Here is a 20,857-nt window from a genome sequence, read left to right as displayed (position 1 = left end):
GGGAGCAATAAAAATGAGTATTACCAAACTTGCAGATAAAATTAATGAGGCTAAAGCAGAAGGCCGTCTCGGCCTGATTCCGTTTCTGCCCGGTGGATATCCCAACCGTGATCAGTTCTGGAAAGAAATTCTCGAACTTGATGAGCACGGTGCGGATGTAATTGAAATCGGTATGCCTTTTTCCGATCCCGTGGCTGACGGCCCTGTGGTCGAGGCCGCGTCACTGAAGTGCCTTGAAGACGGCATCAACCTTAAGTGGATTCTGGCTGGGCTTTCAGAGCATCGCGCGAAGATCAGTGCCGGTGTTCTGCTCATGGGGTACTATAATCCGGTGCTGCAATACGGACTGGAGGAATTTGCCAAGGATGCCAGTGCAGCCGGGGTAAACGGGCTGATCATTGCCGACCTGCCTTATGAGGAAGGTGTGGAGTTCCGCGATCTGCTTGCAAAGTATGATATCGCACTGATTCCGCTGGTCGGCCTGAATACCGAAGCGGATCGAATGGCTCTTTACTCCAAGGGCGGCAACGGTTTCTGCTATTACGTTTCCGTTCTGGGCACTACCGGAGGAACAGCTACGTTGCCTGAAGAAATCAAGCAGGGCCTCGCCAAGGCACAGGAAGTCTTCGATATTCCGGTGGCTCTCGGGTTCGGCTTGAAAGAACCGTCCCAGCTCAAGGAGCTTGAAGGGCTTGTCGATGCGGCTGTGTTCGGTTCCGCGCTGATCAAGCATATTGATTCCGGCAAGAGCAGTGCAGAGTTTATGAAGGTCTGGAAATAAGATATAAAGAATCCCGGTAGATTTTATCTACCGGGATTCTTTTTTGGGAGAACACTAATGTCACAAGATGAATTTACTCGTAAGGCAAAGGAATGGGATAGCAATCCTGAACGCAAACGCATCGCGGACGAATTTGCAGCCGCAGTGGAAAAGGCGATTGATTTCAAGGCTGAAAGTGAAGTTCTCGATTTCGGATGCGGGACCGGACTGGTTGGTTTGCGGTTCGGCAGAAGAGTTAAGACTCTCTATGCGCTCGATACATCCGCTGCCATGCTTGATATGCTTAATGCGAAAACTCAGAATGAAGATTTCGGTAATGTGCGTGTGATTCCTGTCGCTCTGCATGAAGCTGGTCTCAGGGAAGGTTCGCTTGATGCAATATTCACTTCCATGGCTATGCACCATGTTGAGGACCTGCCGGAAGTGCTGGGGCTGATGGCTAAGCTGTTAAAGAAGGGCGGCAAGCTGGTAATCGGGGAACTTCTGCCCGAAAACGGCAGTTTTCACGGCGACAATGTTGTGCCCTACAATGGGTTCGAACCTGATGAACTGGCCGCAATAGTCACAAATGCCGGGTTCTCTGCCGTGCAGCATCACGAACACGGCATCTATAACAAGCCGGATAAGGAAGGCGTTGTACGTCAGTACGGAACTTTTGTGCTGGTGGGGCAGAAGTAGGGGCCTACCCCTCCAAATACCCCCGCTCAATCATTCCGGCTTCATCCTTGAAGCAGCCCATGGCAGTGAGCATGGGCTTGAAACCAAGTTTTTCGTAGAATCCCTCTTTGCCCGGGACAGCGTAGAGGATGACGCTGACTGATTCTAGTTTTTCCATCATGGCGGTCATCATTTTTTTGCCGAGTCCATGGGATTGGTATTCGGGAAGGATACACAGGTCATAGATTGCGGCCTGAAATTCTCCATCGCTGATTGCGCGGGCAAAACCTATGAATTCGGTGCCGTCCTTGGCAAAGCAGACCAGTTCGCTGTTTGCTGCTGCCCGGGACAGTTTCTTCGGTTCGCGGGTGCCGAGAGGGGCTTTTTCAAATATTTCTGCTACTTTTTGCCAATCAATATTTTTCAGTTCGAAGCTCAGGGTGATGCTCATTGGATTTTCTCTCTCGTTAACGTTTTGCTTAGCTTTCCTTTGCAGGAATATTGATTACAATTTTGAATCCGTCTTCACTATTCACGGCCCAGATTTCTCCATTATGAATGCGTAATATCCTCCGTGTCGCGGCAAGGCCCAGACCGGAGCCGGGGATTTCCTGCCCCTTAAGGCGGTGGAAGGGATTGAATATTTCTTCCAGATCTTCTTCCGGGAGCGGTGCATGGGTATTGGTTACTGAAATACGTACTCCATTGTTATCTCTGGATAAATGTACCCCTACTTTTCCTTGAGGGTCTGTGTATTTGAAGGCGTTGCCGAGAATGTTATCCATGACGATACCGATGCCGTTTCGGTTGCAATTGGATAGTTTAATTTCAGCAAGTTCAGCTTGCACATTCAGGTTGTTGCGTTCGGCAATGCACTGATATTGTTCAAGAAGATCGGATAGAAGCTCCTTCAGGTTGACTGTCTCGGTCATGGCCGGAGTTTCATGCATTTCCAGCTTGGAAAATTCGATTATCTTGCCGATGAGTTCGTCCATGTGGGTTATTTCGGACTGCATGCCGTTTACAAATGTATCGCAGCCGGAAGTGCTCCCTGCTTCAATGCGTTCTTTAAGCATTTCCAGAGAGATGCGCATCCGAGTCAGCGGACTGCGCAGTTCGTGGGAAACATTGGCGGTCAGTTCACGGCTGGACTTGACCATTTTGTCCAGTCCCTCGGCCATGTGGTTGAAGGCTTTACCAAGCTCAGCAACTTCGTCCTTTCCTTTGATTTCAACGCGCTGTTTAAGATCTCCTCGCCCCATTTTAGCAGCGGAAACGGTAAGCTCTTTCAAAGGACGAATCACGCGTCTTGAAACCGGGATAAGAAAAAGGGCAGCGATAATAGTTAAAATTACCTGAGCCCGTATGAACCAGCTTTCCTCATCAAATTTGGGAATGGAGTGGTAAAGGTGGTAAGTGAAGGGGTAGCCCATGGGTAGTTTTCCAGTGTAGATACCGTATACGCTTTTAATGCCTTCATTACGTTTTTTATAGACGTATACTCCGTCCGCAGATTTTGCGGCATCACCGGTAGTATAATCGCTCATGTCCGGAATTATCGCGGTGGAAGAAGCTACAATTTCACCATAGGGACCAGTGATCCAGATCTCCGCCTTTAGTGATTTACTTAACGTCTCAAGCAGAGGCGTGAGAATCTTCTTTTCATCTTCAGGTGAAGTAAGAGTCCCTCTCAGCTCCATCTCAGCAAGGTTTTTTACGGTGAACAGTTGCCGTTCCATGTGAAGGATACGGGGACTTTTATCCCATGACATATGCAGCAGCCCGAAGATGACCAGTTCGGAAACCACCAGCACCAGCATGAAGGAAAGAAATATTTTAAGGTAAGTTCGGCTTATCTTCATTATTCGCTCACGAACATGTATCCGGTGCCCCAGACTGTTTTTATGCGCGATTCATGATCCGGGTAAGGCTTTAAAACTGCGCGCAGCTTACTGATATGCACGTCAATGCTACGGTCAAAGGCGTTGAAATCCTTGCCCCATACAGAGGTCATCAGGTCATCCCGGGTCATAGGCCGGCCCGGATTATCCATTAATGCCTTGAGCAGCTTGAATTCAGTGGAAGATAGTTCAAGGGAGTCCCCCTCAACCTCAAGTTTCTGATGCGCCAGATGAAGAACAACCCCGGCTACATTGATCTGTCCAGAATTAGGATTGCTATTATTATCCGGGGCCTTTGCTCTGCGCAGCACTGCCTTGATGCGGGCCAGCAGTTCACGGGGATTGAACGGTTTGGAAATATAGTCGTCAGCACCCAGCTCAAGTCCTACAATGCGGTCGGTATCCTCTCCCTTGGCGGTGAGCATTATCACCGGGACATTCGAGTGCGGACGCAGATCGCGCAGTACCTCAAGACCATCCTTCCCGGGCATCATAATGTCGAGGATTACTATTGCAGGTGAAGAATTCTTAACTTCTTCAATGATTCTCTCACCGGAAGGAAGAGTGCTGACCTCATAACCGTAGCCTTCAAGGTACTGGGTCAACAGTGCTCTGAGTTTGGCATCATCATCAACTATGAGTACGGGATATTTTTGTTCCATATTTTCAGGTTACCTGTGTCTGCCCGCAGGTGGAAGGGGAAGGGGGCGTATTTTTACATTTGTTTACAACTTTTAGCATCAAACTAATACTCTTACGATCCTTTGCATGTATTAGAATGGAAGATGGAAAGCAACCAGACTGCCCAGCGTTTTTATCATGCCCAGCAGCGGGCACTTTCTTGGCTGTCTGGCGATTAATATTTAGATATCGGGAAGTATAATATGTCCTCATTCAAGTTGAAATTAACCGCGATCTGTATGCTGGCCCTGTTCGGGCTTTCTGCATGTTCGCCGTTCAGGCCGGATCCGCGCCCAAACCTTACTTTGGGTGTTCCTCCGCAATACGAACTTTATTCCAGTGAACCGCGCGAATTGGGGAAATGGTGGGAGAGCTTTCATAATGAAGAGCTTAACCGTCTTGTGGAGGAAGGGATCAATGCCAACTTCGATGTGCGGGTAGCATGGGCAAAGCTTCGCCAGTTGCGGGCTACAGCAGTTAAGTCACAGGCCGACCTTTATCCCAAGCTGGATGGTAAAGGCACCTACACCAACTCCCGTTCCGGTAATGACGGTACTGAAGATTCCAAGGGATCAACATCCACTGACTCCCATAAATTAGGGCTGGCCGCATCATATGAATTGGACCTGTGGGGTAAAATTGAAGCTGAGGCTGCTTCCGGTGAGCTTGATTATCTTTCCTCCCGTGAAGATGTGAATTCCGCGGCAATGACTGTCGCTTCCGAGGTTGTTAAACGCTGGCTGGAAATCCAATTGCAGCGCAAGAAAAAAGCAATCTACCAGAAACAGCTTGAAACCAACGAAACTTATCTGGAACTGATCGAACTCCGCTTCCGTAACTCCCTCTCCACAGCCCTTGATGTATTCCAGCAGCGTGAAACCGTTGCCCGGACCAAGGCCTTGATTCCCCCGGTGGAATCTCAAGAACAGTTAAAGCTGCATGAGCTTGCCTACCTGCTGGGTCGTCCCGCCGGAGCTATTGATGTAGCCACTGCCGATTTTCCCGATCTCCCTGACCTTCCGGGCTTGGGAATTCCCCTTGATCTGCTTTCCATGCGCCCGGATGTGCGTGCGGCTGGTTTGAACCTGCAATCCGCAGACTGGTCCGTAAGTGCTGCAAGGGCCGACCGTTTGCCTTCCATGACTCTTTCAGCTGAGGCGATGCTTTCCAGTGCCCAGCTTGCCAACATATTTTCCGGCTGGCTGACCACCCTGACCTCATCCATAACCGGACCGATCTTTGACGGCTATAAGCGCAAGGCTGAAGTTGAGCGTACACGGGCCGTAGTTGATGAGCGTATGCTTAACTACAAGGACACAGTATTTACCGCGTTTAAGGAAGTGCAGGATTCGCTGGTGCAGGAAAAGTGGCAGCATGAATATATCTCAGCCCGCAAGAATCAGCTTGAAGCAGCAAAGCTCAATCTTCAAGAAGCCGGTTCCCGCTATTTACAGGGGCTGGAGGATTACCTGCCGGTACTCAGCGCCTTGGTCAGCGTGCACGACCTTGAAATCAATATTGCTCAGGATGAGGCTGATCTGCTCAGCTATCGGGTGGGCCTCTATCGCGCTCTTGGCGGAACATGGACAAATTCCCTTGAAGACGGAGCAGAGCTAAAACCCGAAGCTGATGACGAAGCTGCAGTTGCTGCTGATAAATTTGAAAAACAATCCGTTCCTGCGCAGGAGGGAATTTAGATATGGCTAAGAAAATTTTTTACTACATCAAACAGATCGGCCTTAAAGGAATTCTCCCTTTACTCATTGTAGTTGTAGCCGTGATCGGGGCTAAGACTCTTCTCGCCACCAAGCCCGTGGCTAAGAAAAAAGCCCCGGTGGTCTCCGCGCCTCTGGTTAATGTCAGTGTGCTGGAGGTTAATGATTTTAAGGTTTCGACCCCGGTTATGGGAACCGTTGAGGCCGCACGGGAAATCAGTCTTGAACCTCAGGTCTCCGGTAAGGTTATATCAGTCAGTGATGCTTTTATTCCCGGTGGATATTTTGCAAAAGGTGCGGAAGTTCTGCGTATAGACCCTCTTGATTATGAATTGGCAGTCAAGCAGCAGGAAGCTGTGGTCACTGAGGCCGAATACAATCTCAAGCTTGAAAGCGGACAACAGCGTGTGGCCGGACGTGAATGGAAACTGCTTAAAAAATCTTCCGGCGGGACCATGCAGGAAGCTGAATTGGCCCTGCGTAAACCCCATCTGCAAAAGGCTCAGGCCGATCTTACTTCTGCCAAGGCTAAGCTCAAGCAGGCTCGCATTGATCTTGCCCGTACCCGCTTAACAGCACCTTTCGACTGCATGATTGTCAGCAAGAGTGCTGACCTTGGAGCGCATCTCAGTCTTAGCGAAACTATTGCCTCGCTGGTGGGGACGAATGAATTCTGGGTTATTGTCTCCGTACCCGTGGACCGTCTGGGAAGCATTGATATCCCCTCAGCGAAAAACGGATTCAAGGGGTCCAAGGCCCTGGTTCGTATGGGCAGCGGCAAGAATGCCGTAGAACGGGAAGGTGAAGTCCTTCGGCTCCTGCCTTCGCTGGAATCCAAGGGACGCATGGCCCGGATCATTGTTTCCGTGAAAGATCCTTTGAATTTAAACGGTGGTGGAGTTCGACCTTTGCTGCTGGGCAGTTACGTGAATGTTAGCATTGATTCCGGAGTGCTGGAGAAAGTAATTGCTATTCCGAGATCCTCTTTCCGTGACAACAACACCATTTGGGTGATGAACGAAGACGGACTGCTGGATATAAGGACCGTTGATCCAGTCTGGCGTGATCAGGATTACGTCTATCTTGATACTGGAGTGACTGGTGGAGAAAAGCTGGTTGTCACAGATATTTCCGCGCCGCTCCAGAATATGAAGCTGCGTGAGAATGGTTCCGGTTCCATGAAAAAGAAGGTGAACAGCAATGGCTGAGCAGAATAAAAAAACAGGTCCTCTTGCATGGATGGCTGGGAACCCCGTGGCCTCAAACCTGCTGATGATCATTTTGCTGGTCGGTGGCTTGGTCATGGGCTTCAATATCAAGCAGGAGATTTTTCCTGAATTCACCATGGATACGGTTACCGTGCAGGTCTCCTACAGTGGAGCCAGTCCCGAAGAGGTGGAACAGGGTATAGTTCTGGCCGTTGAAGAAGCCATTGTCGGTCTTGATGGAGTCAAGGAAGTCTCCTGTGTAGCGGCAGAAGGCAGTGCTTCCATTGTGGCTGAAGCTATAGAAGGTTATGACCTGCAAAAGCTCAGTCAGGATATCAAAAGTGAAGTGGACAGGATTACCTCCTTTCCCGAAGAAGCTGAGGACCCGGTCATCAGCATTGTCTCGCGTCAACGCGGCGTACTCTCGCTCATGGTTTACGGGGACACTGATGCGCTTTCGCTGCGTAAGGTTGCCGAGCAGCTTCGTGAAGAACTGATCGGTGATCCGGGGATCACTCAGGTGGAGCTGACTGAAGTCAGTGGATTGCAGGTTAGCATTGAAATTCCACAGGATAAACTTCGGGCCTATGGTTTGACTCTTTCTGATGTGGCGGATTCACTTGCCAAAACATCAGTAGAGCTTCCCGGCGGTGGTATTAAGACCGAGGGGGGCGAGATTCTGGTCCGGTTTAAGGAACGACGCGATTATGCCCGTGAATTTGCGCGGGTTCCCATTGTTACCGGTGATGACGGTACTCAGGTTTTGTTGGAAGATATTGCCGAGGTTAAAGAAGATTTCCAGAACGATGATATTATAACCACCTTTGACGGTAAGCCTGCGGTGCGTGTTGAGGTTTATCGCATAGGTGACCAGACCCCCATCGGGGTTTCTGATGCTGTTCATGCTCAGCTTGAAACATTCAATAGAAGCCTGCCTGACGGTGTGCATGTGGCTGTACGTAACGACAGTTCTGATATTTATCGTCAGCGCATGGACCTGCTTTTGCGCAATGCTTACATGGGCCTTGGGTTGGTCTTTATCTTTCTGGCTTTGTTTCTTGAACCGCGGCTTGCTTTCTGGGTTTCCATGGGGATTCCTATTTCTTTTCTGGGCGGCATGCTCATTCTTTCGCCGGCCGGAGTCAGCATCAACATGATTTCCATGTTCGCTTTCATTATTTCGCTTGGTATTGTTGTGGATGATGCCATTGTTGTCGGTGAAAACGTCTATACCATGCGGCAGGAGGGGATGAGCTGGATAGAAGCTGCTTGTGAAGGGGCCAAGCGGATTGCCATGCCGGTTACTTTTAGTGTTTTGACGAACATTGTGGCTTTCATGCCCATGTTTTTCGTACCCGGAGTGATGGGTAAGATTTTCAAGGTCATCCCGATGGTTGTTTGCAGTGTCTTTTTCATCTCATTAGTGGAGTCCCTTTTTGTTCTCCCCGCCCACCTTGGTCATGGAAGTGAGCGTAAGCCGGGTAAGATCATGGGGTTTATTCTCCATTATCAACAGAATATATCTCACGGTTTGCTTCGCTTCGTGCATAAGGTTTACAGGCCGTTTTTGGATCGTGCAGTTACTCTGCGTTATCTAACTGTAGCTCTCGGGGCAGCATGTTTGATTCTTTCCTTTGCCTATATCAAGAGCGGTCGGTTGGGATTCACCATGTTCCCGAAAATTGAGTCTGATTATGCTTACCTTACAATTGACCTGCCCTACGGTACAGCCAAGGAAGTTACCCAGAAGGTCTTGGATAAGGCGGTGCTTGCAGCGGAAAAGGTGGCTGAAGAAAATGGTGGGGATCAACTGGTAGAAGGCATTTATGCCAAGATCGGCGGTTCCGGCAGACGGAGCACCAGCGGCAGTCATGTGCTTAAAGTACAGGTATTCCTGACCGATGCCGACACTAGGCCTATAGCTACTGATGAATTTGTACGCCAGTGGCGGAGAAATCTTGGACCTATACCCGGATCTGAGTCGGTTCTTTTTGAGTCTGACCGTGGAGGTCCCGGTTCAGGCAGTTCCCTAGAAATCGAGCTGAGTCACAGTGATATTGAAGTGCTTAAAAGGGCTTCCTCGGACCTTGCTCAGGCACTTAGCGTCTATCCCAAGGTTAAGGATATTGATTCCGGTTTTTCGCCGGGTAAAAGGCAGCTGGACTTTGAACTCCTGCCCGCAGGGCGAAGCTTGGGCTTGACTTCCCGCAATGTTGCCAACCAGATTCGAGCTTCCTATTACGGGGCCGAGGTTCTGCGCCAGCAGCGCGGTCGAAACGAAATCAAAGTCATGGTTCGGCTGCCTGAAAAGGAACGTGCTTCAAAATATGATTTTGAAGAATTGATGATCCGAACTCCCGATGGAATTGATGTTCCTTTGCGCGAGGTTGTGAAGATCAAGGACGGCAGGGCTTATACATCTATTGACCGTCGTAACGGACGTAGGGTTATCTCCGTAGAGGCTGACGTTAATCCGCGTAAGGAAACTTCGCAGATTCTGGCTGATGTTGTCGCCAATGTGATTCCGCAATTGAAGGCTGATTACCCCGGATTGGGTTATTCCCTGGAGGGTAAACAGGCAGATATGCAGGAAAGTACTGAAAGTCTTATTTCGGGCCTGCTTATGGCTATGATGGTAATCTATGCTTTGCTGGCAATTCCTTTCCGCAGTTATTTTCAGCCGTTGATTGTTATGCTCTGTATTCCCTTCGGCATTGTCGGTGCGGTAATCGGTCATGCTTTGCTGGGTTACAGTCTTAGTCTGATGAGTCTGTTCGGTATCGTGGCTTTGAGCGGGGTTGTGGTTAACGATTCGCTGGTTTTCATTGATTACGTCAACATCCAGCGTCGGAAAGGTCATTGCGCTTATGATGCGGTGCTGGAGGCGGGAACCGCCCGTTTCAGGCCGATCCTGCTGACCACTCTGACTACTTTCGGCGGGCTGGCTCCCATGATCCTTGAAACTTCAAGACAGGCCAAATTCCTGATCCCCATGGCAGTATCCCTCGGATTCGGTATTGTTTTCGCTACTGGTATTACTCTGCTGCTGGTTCCGGCATTTTATTTGATCTTTGAGGATATACGCTCGTTGCTGCGCAGGGTATTCCGTATTTCAGATGAGAATATGTACGCGGACGGGATAACAGAACATGTACCGGTCACTAAATGCGAGCACAAACCGGAAGATTACTGATCGAAAAATCCCGCCCGGATGAAACTGGGCGGGATTTTTTGTGAGTGCATGAATTAAGATTATTCATCAGGACTTTAATCGCGATAGGTTACTTTTTCCAAGGCGTAGATGATGTTCGGGTCGTATTGTGTGGATTCACTGTACAGGATTTTCAAGGCTGTTACTGTGGGCATGCTTTTTTTGCCGGGGCGGCCCATGGTCATTGCCACATATGAATCAACTGCCCCGCAAAGCTTTCCAAGCCACGACAGGTTGTCGTTGGTAACACCTCTGGGATAGCCTGAACCGTCCATTCTTTCATGATGTTCCAGAATCGCACGCAGGGAAGTCTTACTAAGGTTGCTGGTCAAGCTCAGGACTTCAACCGAACCGATTGGGTGTTGACGGATACGTTTCTGCTCGTCCAGCGACAGGCAGAACTCTTTACCGAGTACAAATTCAGGAAGGCTGGACATACCGATATCACAGAGGAAAAGAGCGAAAAGGGCATCGATGAAGATTTTAACATCCGGCTTTACTTCGCGGGCGTGCAGCAGAACTGCCGCTCCGATTACACCGTTGGAAAGGGCTTTGTTGACCAGTGAATGCTGAGGCTCAAGCATAGGGATCATCAGCCAAAGCAGATCAGGTTTTTCGTGGAGCAGTTCTCCTACGCTGGTAAGCGTGGAGCTAAATTGTTTGAAGTGCAGTTTTATGGAATCAATGTATATTTTTTCAGCACTTTTTTTCAGTCCTTCCAGAAGCAGGCTTGCCAGTTCATGTTCGGGAATGGAATGGGAAATATCAGAAATAACGGTAGGCAGATGATGCATGAAAAATGGTTTGCACGTACCAATGTCCCTAAATTTTATAAAGATAAGTCCCCGTTCGCAATCGTCGGAAATGGATTGTTTGTCTGCGGATATAATGGCTTTTCCGGGGATTGTAATGGGCGTGAATCTTCCATTGGATGGATTCATCCTATACAAACTGAAAGGAAGATTGTTTTTGGGAAGTATTTTGAATATGGCTTCGGTTATTGAACAAAAGCTTTCTTCAATTAACTTGGAGTCATTCATAGCATTCATAGCTGACCCACCTCAAAATGACAGCATTGATCAAATCATTAATGTGATACAGTTTTTTTAAACCCGACCTTCTGATACGTTTACCACTAAACGTGACAAAAGCGCAATATCTCAACTTGTTAAGAACTTTATACGTTAATTAAGTGAAGGTTGATAAAAAATATCATATAAATAAAATGCTTATAGCTGGAATACTTTGACCGATGGGTTTCTTTGCGGATAATTATAAGGGGTACATATATTTTTCATTGCAGCATAGCTGCTTGCCATCATTGCCTTACTCGGACTATGTTTAACATTTGTGAGACTGTTAACAGGAGAACTCTGTTGACAGCATGTTTTCATGTTACATTTTTTTTACAATTTAATTGCTTGAGAACTAAGTGTTTTCCCTGACCAGTTTGGGGAGAAGTCGGGAGATAGTTTGGATAGTCTGTTCACTCCGTCATCAATCGCCGTCGTCGGCGCTTCATCAGTTTCCGGGAAAATCGGAAACACCATTCTGTCTAACCTGCAGAGTGCCGGGTATAGCGGTCAGCTTTATCCGGTAAACCCGCGAGGCGGGGATATTAACGGTATTTCCGCTTATAAAAAAATTTCTGATATCGGCACTCCTGTTGATTTAGCCGTTGTTGCTGTTCCTCGTGATTTGGTCCTTGGAGTGTTCAAGGATTTACTTGAACTCGGAGTTAGTTCTGTTGTGGTCATCACCGCAGGATTCAAGGAAGTAGATCATGAGGGCTGGCTTCTTGAAGTCCAGCTTGCGAAGCTGGCTGAAGAGCATGGTGTCAATTTGCTTGGACCCAACTGTCTTGGAGTTATCAACTCCAGAGGCGGGGTCAATGCCTCCTTTGCCACCGGCAATCCGCTTCCCGGCAGCATGGGCTTTTTCTCTCAGTCCGGTGCGTTGTGCGTAGCTGTTCTTGACTGGGCTCTGGGCGAAAAGGTCGGCTTTTCAAAATTTATCAGTCTCGGCAATAAGGCTGTCATCAATGAAGCTTCCATGATCGAATATCTCGGTAATGACCCTGAAACAAAGGTTATTCTTGGGTATGTGGAGAATATTGAGAATGGTCGGGATTTCATGGCGCAGGCGGCTAAAGTCTCCATGAAAAAGCCGATATTGATGATGAAGGCCGGAACAACCCCTGCAGGGGCACGGGCTGCGTCTTCGCATACGGGAGCAATGGCAGGTTCGGATCAGGCTTGTGATGCAGCCTTTCGTCAGTCCGGTGTTATCCGGGTGGAAAAGCTTGATGAACTTTTCAACCTTGCGAAAGCTTTTTCCGTTCAGGAACTGCCGTTAGGACCGAACCTCGGCATTGTTACCAATGCAGGTGGTCCCGGTATTCTGGCTGCTGACGCCTGCGGTGAATCTGTCATGCGCATGCCTACATTTTCTCCCGACACCATTGGGGAGTTGCAGCGCATGCTTCCGGGGTACGCATCCCTTTATAACCCTGTGGATCTTCTTGGCGATGCTGATGCTGAAAGCTATGGCCGGGCTGTGCGCATTGTGGGTCATGATCCCGCTGTAAACAGCCTGCTGGTGATTATCGCCCCCATGGTAAATCTTGATTTTACCGAGGTTGCCAAGGCTGTTGTTGAGGGCATGGGCGAAGTTAGCAAACCTGTTTTCTGCTGCCTTATGGGCCGTAAGAACAGTGCCGAGGCCCGTGAAGTTTTTGCAGAAGCCGGTATTCCGGTTTATGACTTTCCCAAGCAGGCGGTCCGTGCAATGGACTGCATGCATAAATATGCTGTCTGGAAAGGGCGGCCCCCGCGTACTTATTTCACCCCGGAACATGATATTGATGCTGCCCGCGAGGTCGTAGATAACGCATTGCGTTCCGGCCGTTCCGAACTGGTGGAATTTCAGGCCCGGGATATTGTTACCGCTTATGGATTACCGACTCCGGAATCAGATCTTGCACGTTCCGGAGATGAAGCTGTGGCGATTGCCGAGCAACTCGGATATCCGGTAGTGCTCAAGATTGCTTCCCCGGAAATTTCGCATAAGTCCGATGTTGACGGTGTCCGTGTCGGCCTGAACTGCGCAGAGGAAGTCAGGGCTGCATTCTGGGATATAACCGCCCGGACTCAGCGTTTGCGCCCGGATGTGTTCATTGCCGGTTGTCTTGTGCAGCAGATGGCTTCTCCCCAGTCCCGTGAGGTTATTGTGGGGTTTCGCCGCGACAAGCAATTCGGGCCTTTGCTTATGTTCGGACTGGGCGGTGTTTATGTTGAGATTTTGAAGGATATCTCGTTCCGTCTTGCTCCTCTTTCTGTGGAGGAGGCTGGAGAAATGGTCCGGGAAATCCGTTCCTATATGTTATTGAAAGGAGTCAAAGGGGGCGAGCCCGTTGACTTCGAGGCGATCACTGATGTTTTGATCAGGATGTCATGCCTTGCAGATGATTTTCCTGAAATTTACGAAGCAGAATTTAATCCTGTGCTTGTCAACTCGGACGAGGCTCTCGTTGCCGATGCCCGGATGACTGTTGTCGACATCTCCGCAGATGCGGGCAATCGGCCGGATGAGCGCGAATAAGGAGGCATAGATGGTAAGTATATATATAGGTTCCACTACCGGATATTCCGGCAAGAACCTTCTGGCCATGTCGCTGGGGCTTAAATTTCGCAATAGCGGATTTAATGTAGGTTACATGAAGCCTGTGGGAGCTGTTCCCCATATGGACGGCGATACCCCCGGAGATGCCGATGCGGCTTTTATCCAGCAGGTGCTCGGTCTGGAACAGGACCCGGCAAAGGTGACTCCTGTTTTGGTTACCCGTGATTTTACCATCAAGGCTTTTTCCGAAGATATGGGTGACCTCATGCCTTCTATCGTAGAATCATACCAAGAACTCAGCAGCGACAAGGATGTTATGATCCTTGGTGGCTCCGGCAGCTATCTCAGCTCCGGTACCTACTGCGGTGTGAGCGGGCCTGATGTTTCCCGTGCCCTCGGCGCAAAAACCATTCTGGTGGACCGCTACAGCAGTGAGCTTCATTACGATTACGTGCTCCGGGTTCATAAGGAGCTGGGGGATGATTTCCTTGGGGTGGTTTTTAACGACGTTCCCGAACATTACATGGATGAACTGACTTCACTGATCATTCCGTTTCTGGAAAAGAAAGGGGTGAAGGTGCTGGGCATCATTCCCCGTGATCCGCTCATGGGCGCCATCAAGGTCAGTGACCTTGCCGAAAGGCTTTTCGGGAAGATCATTTCTGCCCACACCAAGGCGGACCGTGTTGTGGAGAATTTCCTTATCGGTACCATGCAGGTTGAGAACTTTATCACCCATTTCAGGCGGCATAAGAATTCAGCTGTCATTGTCGGTGGTGACAGGGCGGATGTTCAGCTGGTGGCACTTGAAGGTAACTGTCCGTGTCTTATTCTGACCGGTAATCTATATCCTAATGATATTATTCTTACACGTTCAGAAGTACTTGAAATTCCAGTTATTGTTGTGCGCGACGATACTTACGCCGTAGCTAAGAAGATGGAAGCAATTCAGGAAAGCTACAAACTCAGGGATATGATTAAAATTAATCACGGAGCAGGTCTGGTTAATTCTGAGTTAGATTATGACTACCTTTTTGATGAACTGGACCTATGATTACCTCTTGCTTTGGTAGGTAATATGTCCTACTGTTAAAGTAGGAATAATTAAAACGTTAATTAAAAGTTTTTTCCCGATTTATGCTTATTACGTAGTATAAAAGCTTTTTTAATTATCTGAAATAACTAGTTTTTATTGAAGGACAGCATCCTCTTGCGAAGGATGCTGTCCTTTTTATTTTGAAAAAAATTCATACCCAAACCCCTCAGATGCTATTGTCCTACTTTGTAAAATGTGCCAATTAACTTGCAGATATAAGGCCGGACGGGTCTCCGGCCTTGGTGTGACGAGGTTTGTTTCGACCAAAGACGGGACTATTGTTGGTTAGAAAACTAGGGTGCGCTGCACCCTGAAAAACCGAGCTGATTCGGAATATTGGCGGATAGACCGAATCTTCGGAATGAGGAGGCGTGAGATGCCTGATGCGTCCACGTGGGATTGGAATCCCGGTAGGCGAGAGGTCCAGGACACTGGATCCTGGTCTGATAAATTTGAGTGGGTGGAAGAATTCCATGCCAGCCCCGATGGAGAGAAAGTCGGTGCTGTTGTTAATAAAGGCGAACTGGAATTCACTGCTTGCGTCAATGGTGAGATTTGGGAAGAAGCATACGACAGGATTTTCTATCCCAAATTTGCACCTGACGGTAGATTCACTGGTGTAGCCCAGCAGATGGGCGAGTGGACTCTGTCTGTTGACGGCAAGCACTGGCCGGAAAATTACGGCTACATCTGGAGAACCTCCTTCGGCCCTGAAGGTACCATTATCTGCGCTGTGCAGCAGGATACGAAATACGGTATGGGCGTGGACGGTGTTCTCTGGGAAAACTTTTTTGAAAACGCAAACAATTTCACCATAGGCAACGATGGTAAATCCACCGCAGCTGTAGTTCAGGTGAAATCGCTCGGTCAGGCAGATATTGAGACCTTTCAGAAAGGTATTTTTTCTGTTGCTGTTAACGGCACTGCCTGGGATAACGTTTTCATGAACTGCTACACTCCGGTGTTTGACGCCAAGTGTGAAAAAGTTGCCTGTCAGGTTAGAAAAACTCTCTATGATTACACCATCGCAGTCGATGGCAAGATCTGGCAGCGTGAATACCAATGTGTCTGGGCTCCCGCTTTCAACCCCGCAACCGGTGCTCTCGTAGCTCCTGTTCGTCTGGGTGGTAAGTGGGGTATGGCTCAGGATGAAGAGCTTATCTGGAAAAACACCTTCGCCAACTGCTGGCATCAGCAGTTCAGTGCTGACGGTTCCAAGCTCTGGGCTATTGTTGCTCCTACCTTCGGCAGCTTTACCGTTGCTGTTGACGGGCAGCCTTGGTCCATCACATCTCCTGTAGTTATCGATCTGGCTGTAAGTCCTGACGGTAACCGCGCAGCAGCACTCGGCAAGGACGGCTACGATTACACCGTATTGTGTGATGGAAAAGTCTGGCCCGGTGTTTACCAGATGGCTTGGAAGCCTGTTTTCAGCCCCGACAGCAGCAAGGTTGCTACCAAGGTTGAAAAGAATGGCCGCTACACCGTTGTTCTTGACGGCAAGCCCTATGCTCAGGATTTTGATCAGTGCTGGGAACCCATTTTCAGCCCTGACAGCTCCAAGGTCCTCATTCGTGCAATAGACGGCGGCAAATTTGTACGCATCGTTGCCGAAGTAAGCGAATTCTAAAAAACCGGAGGAATTACACATGAACAGTGTTTATGCATTCGTGGTTGGCCCTCTGGCTTGGTTCGCCTGGGGCGTGTTTGTTCTCGGTTCCGCTTACAGACTGGTTTCCATGTACCAGCTCGCTAAAGCTAAAGACGGTTCGTCTTTGCATTACATGAGCTTCAAGTATGGTTTCCGCTCCATCATGGCATGGATGAATCCTACCGGAACCCTTGGTTGGCAGCGCAATCCCTGGACTGCGATGGTAACCTTTGTTTTTCACCTCTGTCTTGTCATTGTTCCCATCTTCCTGCTGGGACACGTGGTTCTCTGGGATCAGTTTTTCGGCATCAGCTGGCCGACTCTCCCGGACACCGTCGCTGACATCATGTCTATTCTGGTTGTTGTCTGCTGCGTTTATTTCGGCGCACGCCGTTTTCTGCAGAAAGACGTTGCCTATCTGACCACCGGTAAGGATTGGGTCGCACTTGCTGTGCCTGCCCTCGTTTTCCTGACCGGCGTCATGGCCTACCATGAAATCGGTGATGCCAAGGTTATGCTCGTTCTGCATATCCTTTGTGGTGAAATCATGCTTATCAGCATTCCCTTCACCCGTTTGAGTCACGCAGTGTTCGGCCTGTTCACCAGAGCTTACATGGGTTCCGAGTTCGGCGGTGTTCGTCGCTGCAAGGACTGGTAACCAATTCCCGCAAGGAGTACTGAAAAATGACATTCGATAGGAAAATCGAAGACGCTGGACTCGAGCGGGGTGTTTCCCGCCTGACTCCTGAACGTATCGAAAATACTCTCAAGCAGGTTATTGAAGGAGAAGCCGGCGCAAAACTCAAGCTCTATGCTGAGACTTGCATGCGCTGCGGCATGTGCTCCGAAGCCTGCCATTACTATATGTCCCATGAAGGTGATCCCAGCTATTCTCCCGCTGGTAAAGTTCACCAGACTCTGGGCAAGATTCTGCGCAAGAACTACAAAGTTACTGCAGATGAAATCTACGAGATGGCACAGATCGCTTACACCGAGTGTAACCTCTGCCGCCGTTGCATTCACTTCTGTCCGCTGGGAATCGATACCGGTTACATTATGAGCATGGTACGCCGCATGTGCCACAAGCTCGGCGTAACTCCCCAGTACATTCAGGATACTGCTCATTCTCATTCCGCCACTTACAATCAGATGTGGCTCAAAGATGATGAATGGCCGGACACTCTGCAGTGGCAGGAAGATGAAGCCCGCGACGAAATGCCCAATCTGCGCATTCCGCTGGATAAAGAAGGTGCGGAGATTTATTACTCCGTTATCGCTCCGGAACCCAAGTTCCGTACCCAGCTCATCTATCAGGCTGCATACATCATGAACACAGCCGGAGTTGATTTCACCATGCCCACTGAACCGGGCTGGGATAACTCCGATATGTGCATGTTCACCGGTGACTTTGAAATGATGGGTCGTCTTAAGAAGCGTCATTTCGAATCCGCTCTCGACCTTAAGGTTAAGCGCATCGTAATGGGTGAGTGCGGTCACGCATTCCGCTCCATCTATGATCAGGGTAACCGCTGGGACGCATGGGAAATGTACCCCATTGAAGTTGTCCACTCCGTTGAATTCTTCTGGGAACTCTTCGAAGCAGGCAAGATCAAGCTGCGTGAGAAGTTCAAAGAACCGATTACCGTGCATGACCCCTGTAACATCATCCGTGGTCGCGGCCTGATGGAACAGTCCCGCAAACTTGCGCATGCACTTTGTGAAAACGTTGTTGAAATGACCCCGAATCTTGAGCACAACTACTGCTGTGCTGCCGGTGGCGGTGTTATCAACTGCGGTCCTCCGTTCAAAAATGTCCGTATGAAGGGTAACAAGATCAAGGCTGAGCAGCTCAAGGCAACCGGCGTGAACACCATTCTCGCTCCTTGCCACAACTGCCACGGTGGACTCGAAGACCTTAACCATTACTACGAACTGGGTATGGACATTAAGTTCTTCGGCGACCTGATCTATGAACTCATGGAAAAGCCGGAATAGGAGGAAGATTACAATGATTAAAAGAGTATTCTCTATTGCGGTCATTGCCGCCTGTGTCTTGCTCTACATGGTTCCCGCGTTCTGTCAGGAAGATATAACCTCCCTGCTGGACCCGGCTTTCCCGAAGCATCAGAGACCTGCTGCTGTGTTCGCACATGATGCACACAACGAAATGGCCGGTATTGAAGATTGTGCTGTCTGCCACCACGTCTGGGAAGATGGAAAGATCGTTGAAGGCGAATCATCCGAAGACCAGAAGTGTTCTGACTGCCACGCTGTTAAAGCTGAAGCAGGTAAAACCGACCTGCGTAATGCATATCATCAGCTTTGCTCAAACTGCCACGTTAAAGAAGATAAGGGTCCTATCTCCTGCGCTGGCTGTCACCCTAAAGGTGGCGCCGCTCCCGCAGCACACTAGGATTTATCTGCATATAAGTAGAAAGGCCGTCCCTTGGGGCGGCCTTTTTTTGTATCCGCAATCTAATCAAATATTGACTTTCTTGTATAGTTGAGTTTTAAGTCTGATGATGAAAAAAATAATATTGTTATGTGCGTTGTTGGCAGTGGTTTCCTGTGCGCCTCGCACGGGCTTGCAAACTCAAAACCTACAATCATTAAATCCGGTTGAGTTGCGGATGGTGATAGCTGAAATGCCTAAAGGAGCGGACCTGCATACGCATTTGTCAGGTATTCCTTATGCAGAAGATTATCTGAAGTGGGCAGCTGAAGATAATGCCTGTATCGATAAAAGCAGCGGCAAAATTACAGCAGGGCCTTGCGAAGAAGGTTCTATCGCGGCTAAGGATGCATATTCGAATTCCAAAGTATGGAATATGGCCGTAACTGGCTTGTCGGTCAGAGAGAACAGGCGTGATAACCAGCTTTGGGGGCATGATCAGTTCTTTGGAGCTTTTGGAAAGATGGGTGTTGCTAAGTATAATACGGGGAGATTGCTAGCTCACGCCGCCAAGCAGGCTGACAGGGATCGAGCACAGTATCTAGAGGTTATGCTTTCATTGTATGGGCCTACACTGAACAATAAAGAGTTAGTGAAGAATGCTTGGACCGGTAATTTGGCCGAGTCTCTTAAGAATCTTGAAAAAAGGAATCTCTATGGTGATATAGGGATTGTTGTCGAAAATATTAACAGTGCTGAAAGAGAAAAAGCCAAGATATTGGGTAATGATCCGGCAAAGAAAGTGCAGATAAGGTATATCAATCAGATTTCAAGAGGAAATGATCCAGCCAGTGTATTTGCCCAATTGGCTTTTGCCTTTAAGCTCGCGCTTAGCGATTCACGTGTCGTGGGAATAAATCTGGTAGGGCCGGAAGACGGTCCCATTGCTATGCGTGACTATGCATTGCACATGAAGATGGTAAGTTTCTTTGATTCTCGGTGGGGGCACATTGTCCCGATTACTTTGCATGCTGGGGAGTTGACCCCCGCGTTGGCAAATCCTGAAGGGCTTTCCAATCATATCGGCCTAATTGTTGAGGGTGTGAATGCACGAAGAATCGGTCATGCAGTGGACCTTCCTTATGAAAAGGGGGCTGCAAATCTGGTTAAAAAGATGAAGAAACGGCAGATGGCTATAGAAATATTGCTGGGTAGTAATGATGCGATATTAAAGGTCAGCGGTAGGGAGCATCCGCTACAGACATATCTGAAGACAGGAGTTCCGGTCGTTTTAGCATCTGATGATATGGGGATAGCCCGTTCGACTTTAACTGATGAATATGTAAGGGCGGTTTTGGATCAGAAGCTGACTTATCAGCAGTTGAAGGAAGCTGCTCGCAATTCCTTAGAGTATTCATTTCTAAATGGTGGTTCTTTGTGGGTGGATAAAGTTTATAGTAAGATGGTTGAAGCTTGTAGTGAGGGGTCCGGAACAAAGGCCGAGTGCGATAAGTTTCTATCCGAAAGTCCGAAGGCAGCTCTTCAATGGAATTTGGAAAAGCAGTTTAAGGCTTTTGAGGGTAAGTATCCTTATTTGAATTGATTCCAGTCGTTAATATTGTGTTTATCCCGCAGAAAGTGCGGGATAAACACAATAATTCAAAAACCCCTTGACCCCAAGCGCAGTTTTCCATAGAACCACTTTCCTCGGCTGATGACGGCTCTGAACGGGCGCAGCACAGCTGAGATTTTTTTGTGACTAACCGGTCATTAAACGGTTGACATTCGGAGCGGGATTACATAGTTTCCCAATCCGCGCTGAGCGAAAGCAAGGCACTGAGATCATTGAAAAAATATTTTGTGAGAACATCGAAATTAGTGATTGACAGGGACGGCGAGTTTGAATAGTTTGCCTCTCCGCACTGAGTGAAAACAACGTGCTT

General features: G+C 48.8%; 16 protein-coding genes. 12 read left to right on the top strand and 4 right to left on the bottom strand.

From position 1 onward, the window contains the following. Window positions 1-13 precede the first annotated feature (13 nt). Both trpA and ACNI23_RS11080 read left to right on the top strand, forming a co-directional pair. On the top strand, window positions 14-781 hold the full coding sequence (gene trpA, locus ACNI23_RS11085; RefSeq protein ID WP_015852922.1) for a tryptophan synthase subunit alpha: 768 nt from the start codon (window positions 14-16) through the stop codon (window positions 779-781). Window positions 782-838: 57 nt separating this feature from the next. Beyond that, window positions 839-1,459 carry a class I SAM-dependent methyltransferase gene (locus ACNI23_RS11080; RefSeq protein WP_420248706.1) on the top strand — a complete coding sequence of 207 codons (621 nt, stop codon included), beginning with the start codon at window positions 839-841 and terminating at the stop codon, window positions 1,457-1,459. A 4-nt stretch (window positions 1,460-1,463) separates the two neighbouring features. Here the strand turns inward: ACNI23_RS11080 and ACNI23_RS11075 are convergent, their stop codons facing one another. From ACNI23_RS11075 to ACNI23_RS11065, 3 genes are read right to left on the bottom strand one after another with little or no spacing between them, the layout of a single operon-like run. Beyond that, window positions 1,464-1,889 (bottom strand): GNAT family N-acetyltransferase, encoded by a 426-nt coding sequence (locus ACNI23_RS11075; protein WP_420248705.1) that lies wholly within the window; start codon window positions 1,887-1,889, stop codon window positions 1,464-1,466. A 28-nt stretch (window positions 1,890-1,917) separates the two neighbouring features. After that, complete coding sequence (locus ACNI23_RS11070) at window positions 1,918-3,300, bottom strand: HAMP domain-containing sensor histidine kinase (RefSeq protein WP_420248703.1); 1,383 nt, start codon at window positions 3,298-3,300, stop codon at window positions 1,918-1,920. Further along, the gene (locus ACNI23_RS11065) at window positions 3,300-4,001 is read right to left on the bottom strand and encodes a response regulator (protein ID WP_420248701.1); all 702 of its coding nucleotides are present in this window, start codon (window positions 3,999-4,001) and stop codon (window positions 3,300-3,302) included. Before ACNI23_RS11065 ends, ACNI23_RS11070 begins: the two co-directional genes overlap by 1 nt. Before the next feature lie 222 nt (window positions 4,002-4,223). Between ACNI23_RS11065 and ACNI23_RS11060 the strand changes: the two genes are divergently transcribed. Genes ACNI23_RS11060 through ACNI23_RS11050 form a run of 3 tightly spaced genes read left to right on the top strand, consistent with a single transcriptional unit; the run spans window position 4,224 to window position 10,136 of the window. Then, entirely contained in the window at window positions 4,224-5,717 is a 1,494-nt protein-coding gene (locus ACNI23_RS11060; RefSeq protein ID WP_420248699.1) for an efflux transporter outer membrane subunit, read from the top strand. Between the two features lie 2 nt (window positions 5,718-5,719). Then, window positions 5,720-6,943, top strand: coding sequence for an efflux RND transporter periplasmic adaptor subunit (locus ACNI23_RS11055; protein ID WP_420248698.1), 1,224 nt, complete (start codon window positions 5,720-5,722; stop codon window positions 6,941-6,943). Beyond that, entirely contained in the window at window positions 6,936-10,136 is a 3,201-nt protein-coding gene (locus ACNI23_RS11050) for an efflux RND transporter permease subunit (protein ID WP_420248696.1), read from the top strand. The genes ACNI23_RS11055 and ACNI23_RS11050 overlap by 8 nt, the downstream gene beginning before the upstream one ends. 74 nt (window positions 10,137-10,210) lie before the next feature. Here ACNI23_RS11050 and ACNI23_RS11045 read toward each other — a convergent pair whose 3' ends face one another. Beyond that, window positions 10,211-11,203 carry an HD-GYP domain-containing protein gene (locus ACNI23_RS11045; RefSeq protein ID WP_420248694.1) on the bottom strand — a complete coding sequence of 331 codons (993 nt, stop codon included), beginning with the start codon at window positions 11,201-11,203 and terminating at the stop codon, window positions 10,211-10,213. Window positions 11,204-11,627: 424 nt separating this feature from the next. Here ACNI23_RS11045 and ACNI23_RS11040 point away from each other — a divergent pair, with 424 nt between their 5' ends. The 7 genes from ACNI23_RS11040 to ACNI23_RS11010 all read left to right on the top strand — a co-directional run bounded on the left by ACNI23_RS11040 (window position 11,628) and on the right by ACNI23_RS11010 (window position 20,517). Beyond that, window positions 11,628-13,754, top strand: coding sequence for an acetate--CoA ligase family protein (locus tag ACNI23_RS11040; RefSeq protein ID WP_420248692.1), 2,127 nt, complete (start codon window positions 11,628-11,630; stop codon window positions 13,752-13,754). A 10-nt stretch (window positions 13,755-13,764) separates the two neighbouring features. Then, on the top strand, window positions 13,765-14,829 hold the full coding sequence (locus tag ACNI23_RS11035) for a phosphotransacetylase family protein (RefSeq protein WP_420248691.1): 1,065 nt from the start codon (window positions 13,765-13,767) through the stop codon (window positions 14,827-14,829). A 418-nt stretch (window positions 14,830-15,247) separates the two neighbouring features. Continuing rightward, a complete protein-coding gene (gene tmcD, locus ACNI23_RS11030) occupies window positions 15,248-16,501 on the top strand; it encodes an electron transfer complex subunit TmcD (RefSeq protein ID WP_420248690.1) in 1,254 nt (417 codons plus the stop codon). 19 nt (window positions 16,502-16,520) lie between these two features. Continuing rightward, a complete protein-coding gene (gene tmcC, locus ACNI23_RS11025; protein WP_420248689.1) occupies window positions 16,521-17,180 on the top strand; it encodes a TmcC family electron transfer complex membrane anchor subunit in 660 nt (219 codons plus the stop codon). A 26-nt stretch (window positions 17,181-17,206) separates the two neighbouring features. Further along, entirely contained in the window at window positions 17,207-18,517 is a 1,311-nt protein-coding gene (gene tmcB, locus ACNI23_RS11020; protein ID WP_420248687.1) for an electron transfer complex ferredoxin TmcB, read from the top strand. 13 nt (window positions 18,518-18,530) lie between these two features. Beyond that, the gene (gene tmcA, locus ACNI23_RS11015; protein WP_420248686.1) at window positions 18,531-18,935 is read left to right on the top strand and encodes an acidic tetraheme cytochrome c3 TmcA; all 405 of its coding nucleotides are present in this window, start codon (window positions 18,531-18,533) and stop codon (window positions 18,933-18,935) included. A 106-nt stretch (window positions 18,936-19,041) separates the two neighbouring features. Beyond that, a complete protein-coding gene (locus ACNI23_RS11010) occupies window positions 19,042-20,517 on the top strand; it encodes an adenosine deaminase (RefSeq protein WP_420248685.1) in 1,476 nt (491 codons plus the stop codon). Window positions 20,518-20,857: the final 340 nt, after the last annotated feature.

The organism is Maridesulfovibrio pacificus (SeqCode) (genome assembly GCF_048612815.1).
GTDB lineage: Bacteria > Desulfobacterota > Desulfovibrionia > Desulfovibrionales > Desulfovibrionaceae > Maridesulfovibrio > Maridesulfovibrio pacificus.
Note: the sequence above shows the minus strand (reverse complement) of the source record. Positions and strands in the feature narration are given on the sequence as shown.

Excerpts from the sequence above, each read along its gene's own strand:
- trpA (WP_015852922.1), top strand. The coding sequence starts at position 14 with ATGAGTATTACCAAACTTGCAGATAAAATTAATGAGGCTAAAGCAGAA.
- ACNI23_RS11080 (WP_420248706.1), top strand. The coding sequence starts at position 839 with ATGTCACAAGATGAATTTACTCGTAAGGCAAAGGAATGGGATAGCAAT.
- ACNI23_RS11075 (WP_420248705.1), bottom strand. The coding sequence starts at position 1,889 with ATGAGCATCACCCTGAGCTTCGAACTGAAAAATATTGATTGGCAAAAA.
- ACNI23_RS11070 (WP_420248703.1), bottom strand. The coding sequence starts at position 3,300 with ATGAAGATAAGCCGAACTTACCTTAAAATATTTCTTTCCTTCATGCTG.
- ACNI23_RS11065 (WP_420248701.1), bottom strand. The coding sequence starts at position 4,001 with ATGGAACAAAAATATCCCGTACTCATAGTTGATGATGATGCCAAACTC.
- ACNI23_RS11060 (WP_420248699.1), top strand. The coding sequence starts at position 4,224 with ATGTCCTCATTCAAGTTGAAATTAACCGCGATCTGTATGCTGGCCCTG.
- ACNI23_RS11055 (WP_420248698.1), top strand. The coding sequence starts at position 5,720 with ATGGCTAAGAAAATTTTTTACTACATCAAACAGATCGGCCTTAAAGGA.
- ACNI23_RS11050 (WP_420248696.1), top strand. The coding sequence starts at position 6,936 with ATGGCTGAGCAGAATAAAAAAACAGGTCCTCTTGCATGGATGGCTGGG.
- ACNI23_RS11045 (WP_420248694.1), bottom strand. The coding sequence starts at position 11,203 with ATGAATGCTATGAATGACTCCAAGTTAATTGAAGAAAGCTTTTGTTCA.
- ACNI23_RS11035 (WP_420248691.1), top strand. The coding sequence starts at position 13,765 with ATGGTAAGTATATATATAGGTTCCACTACCGGATATTCCGGCAAGAAC.
- tmcD (WP_420248690.1), top strand. The coding sequence starts at position 15,248 with ATGCCTGATGCGTCCACGTGGGATTGGAATCCCGGTAGGCGAGAGGTC.
- tmcC (WP_420248689.1), top strand. The coding sequence starts at position 16,521 with ATGAACAGTGTTTATGCATTCGTGGTTGGCCCTCTGGCTTGGTTCGCC.
- tmcB (WP_420248687.1), top strand. The coding sequence starts at position 17,207 with ATGACATTCGATAGGAAAATCGAAGACGCTGGACTCGAGCGGGGTGTT.
- tmcA (WP_420248686.1), top strand. The coding sequence starts at position 18,531 with ATGATTAAAAGAGTATTCTCTATTGCGGTCATTGCCGCCTGTGTCTTG.
- ACNI23_RS11010 (WP_420248685.1), top strand. The coding sequence starts at position 19,042 with ATGATGAAAAAAATAATATTGTTATGTGCGTTGTTGGCAGTGGTTTCC.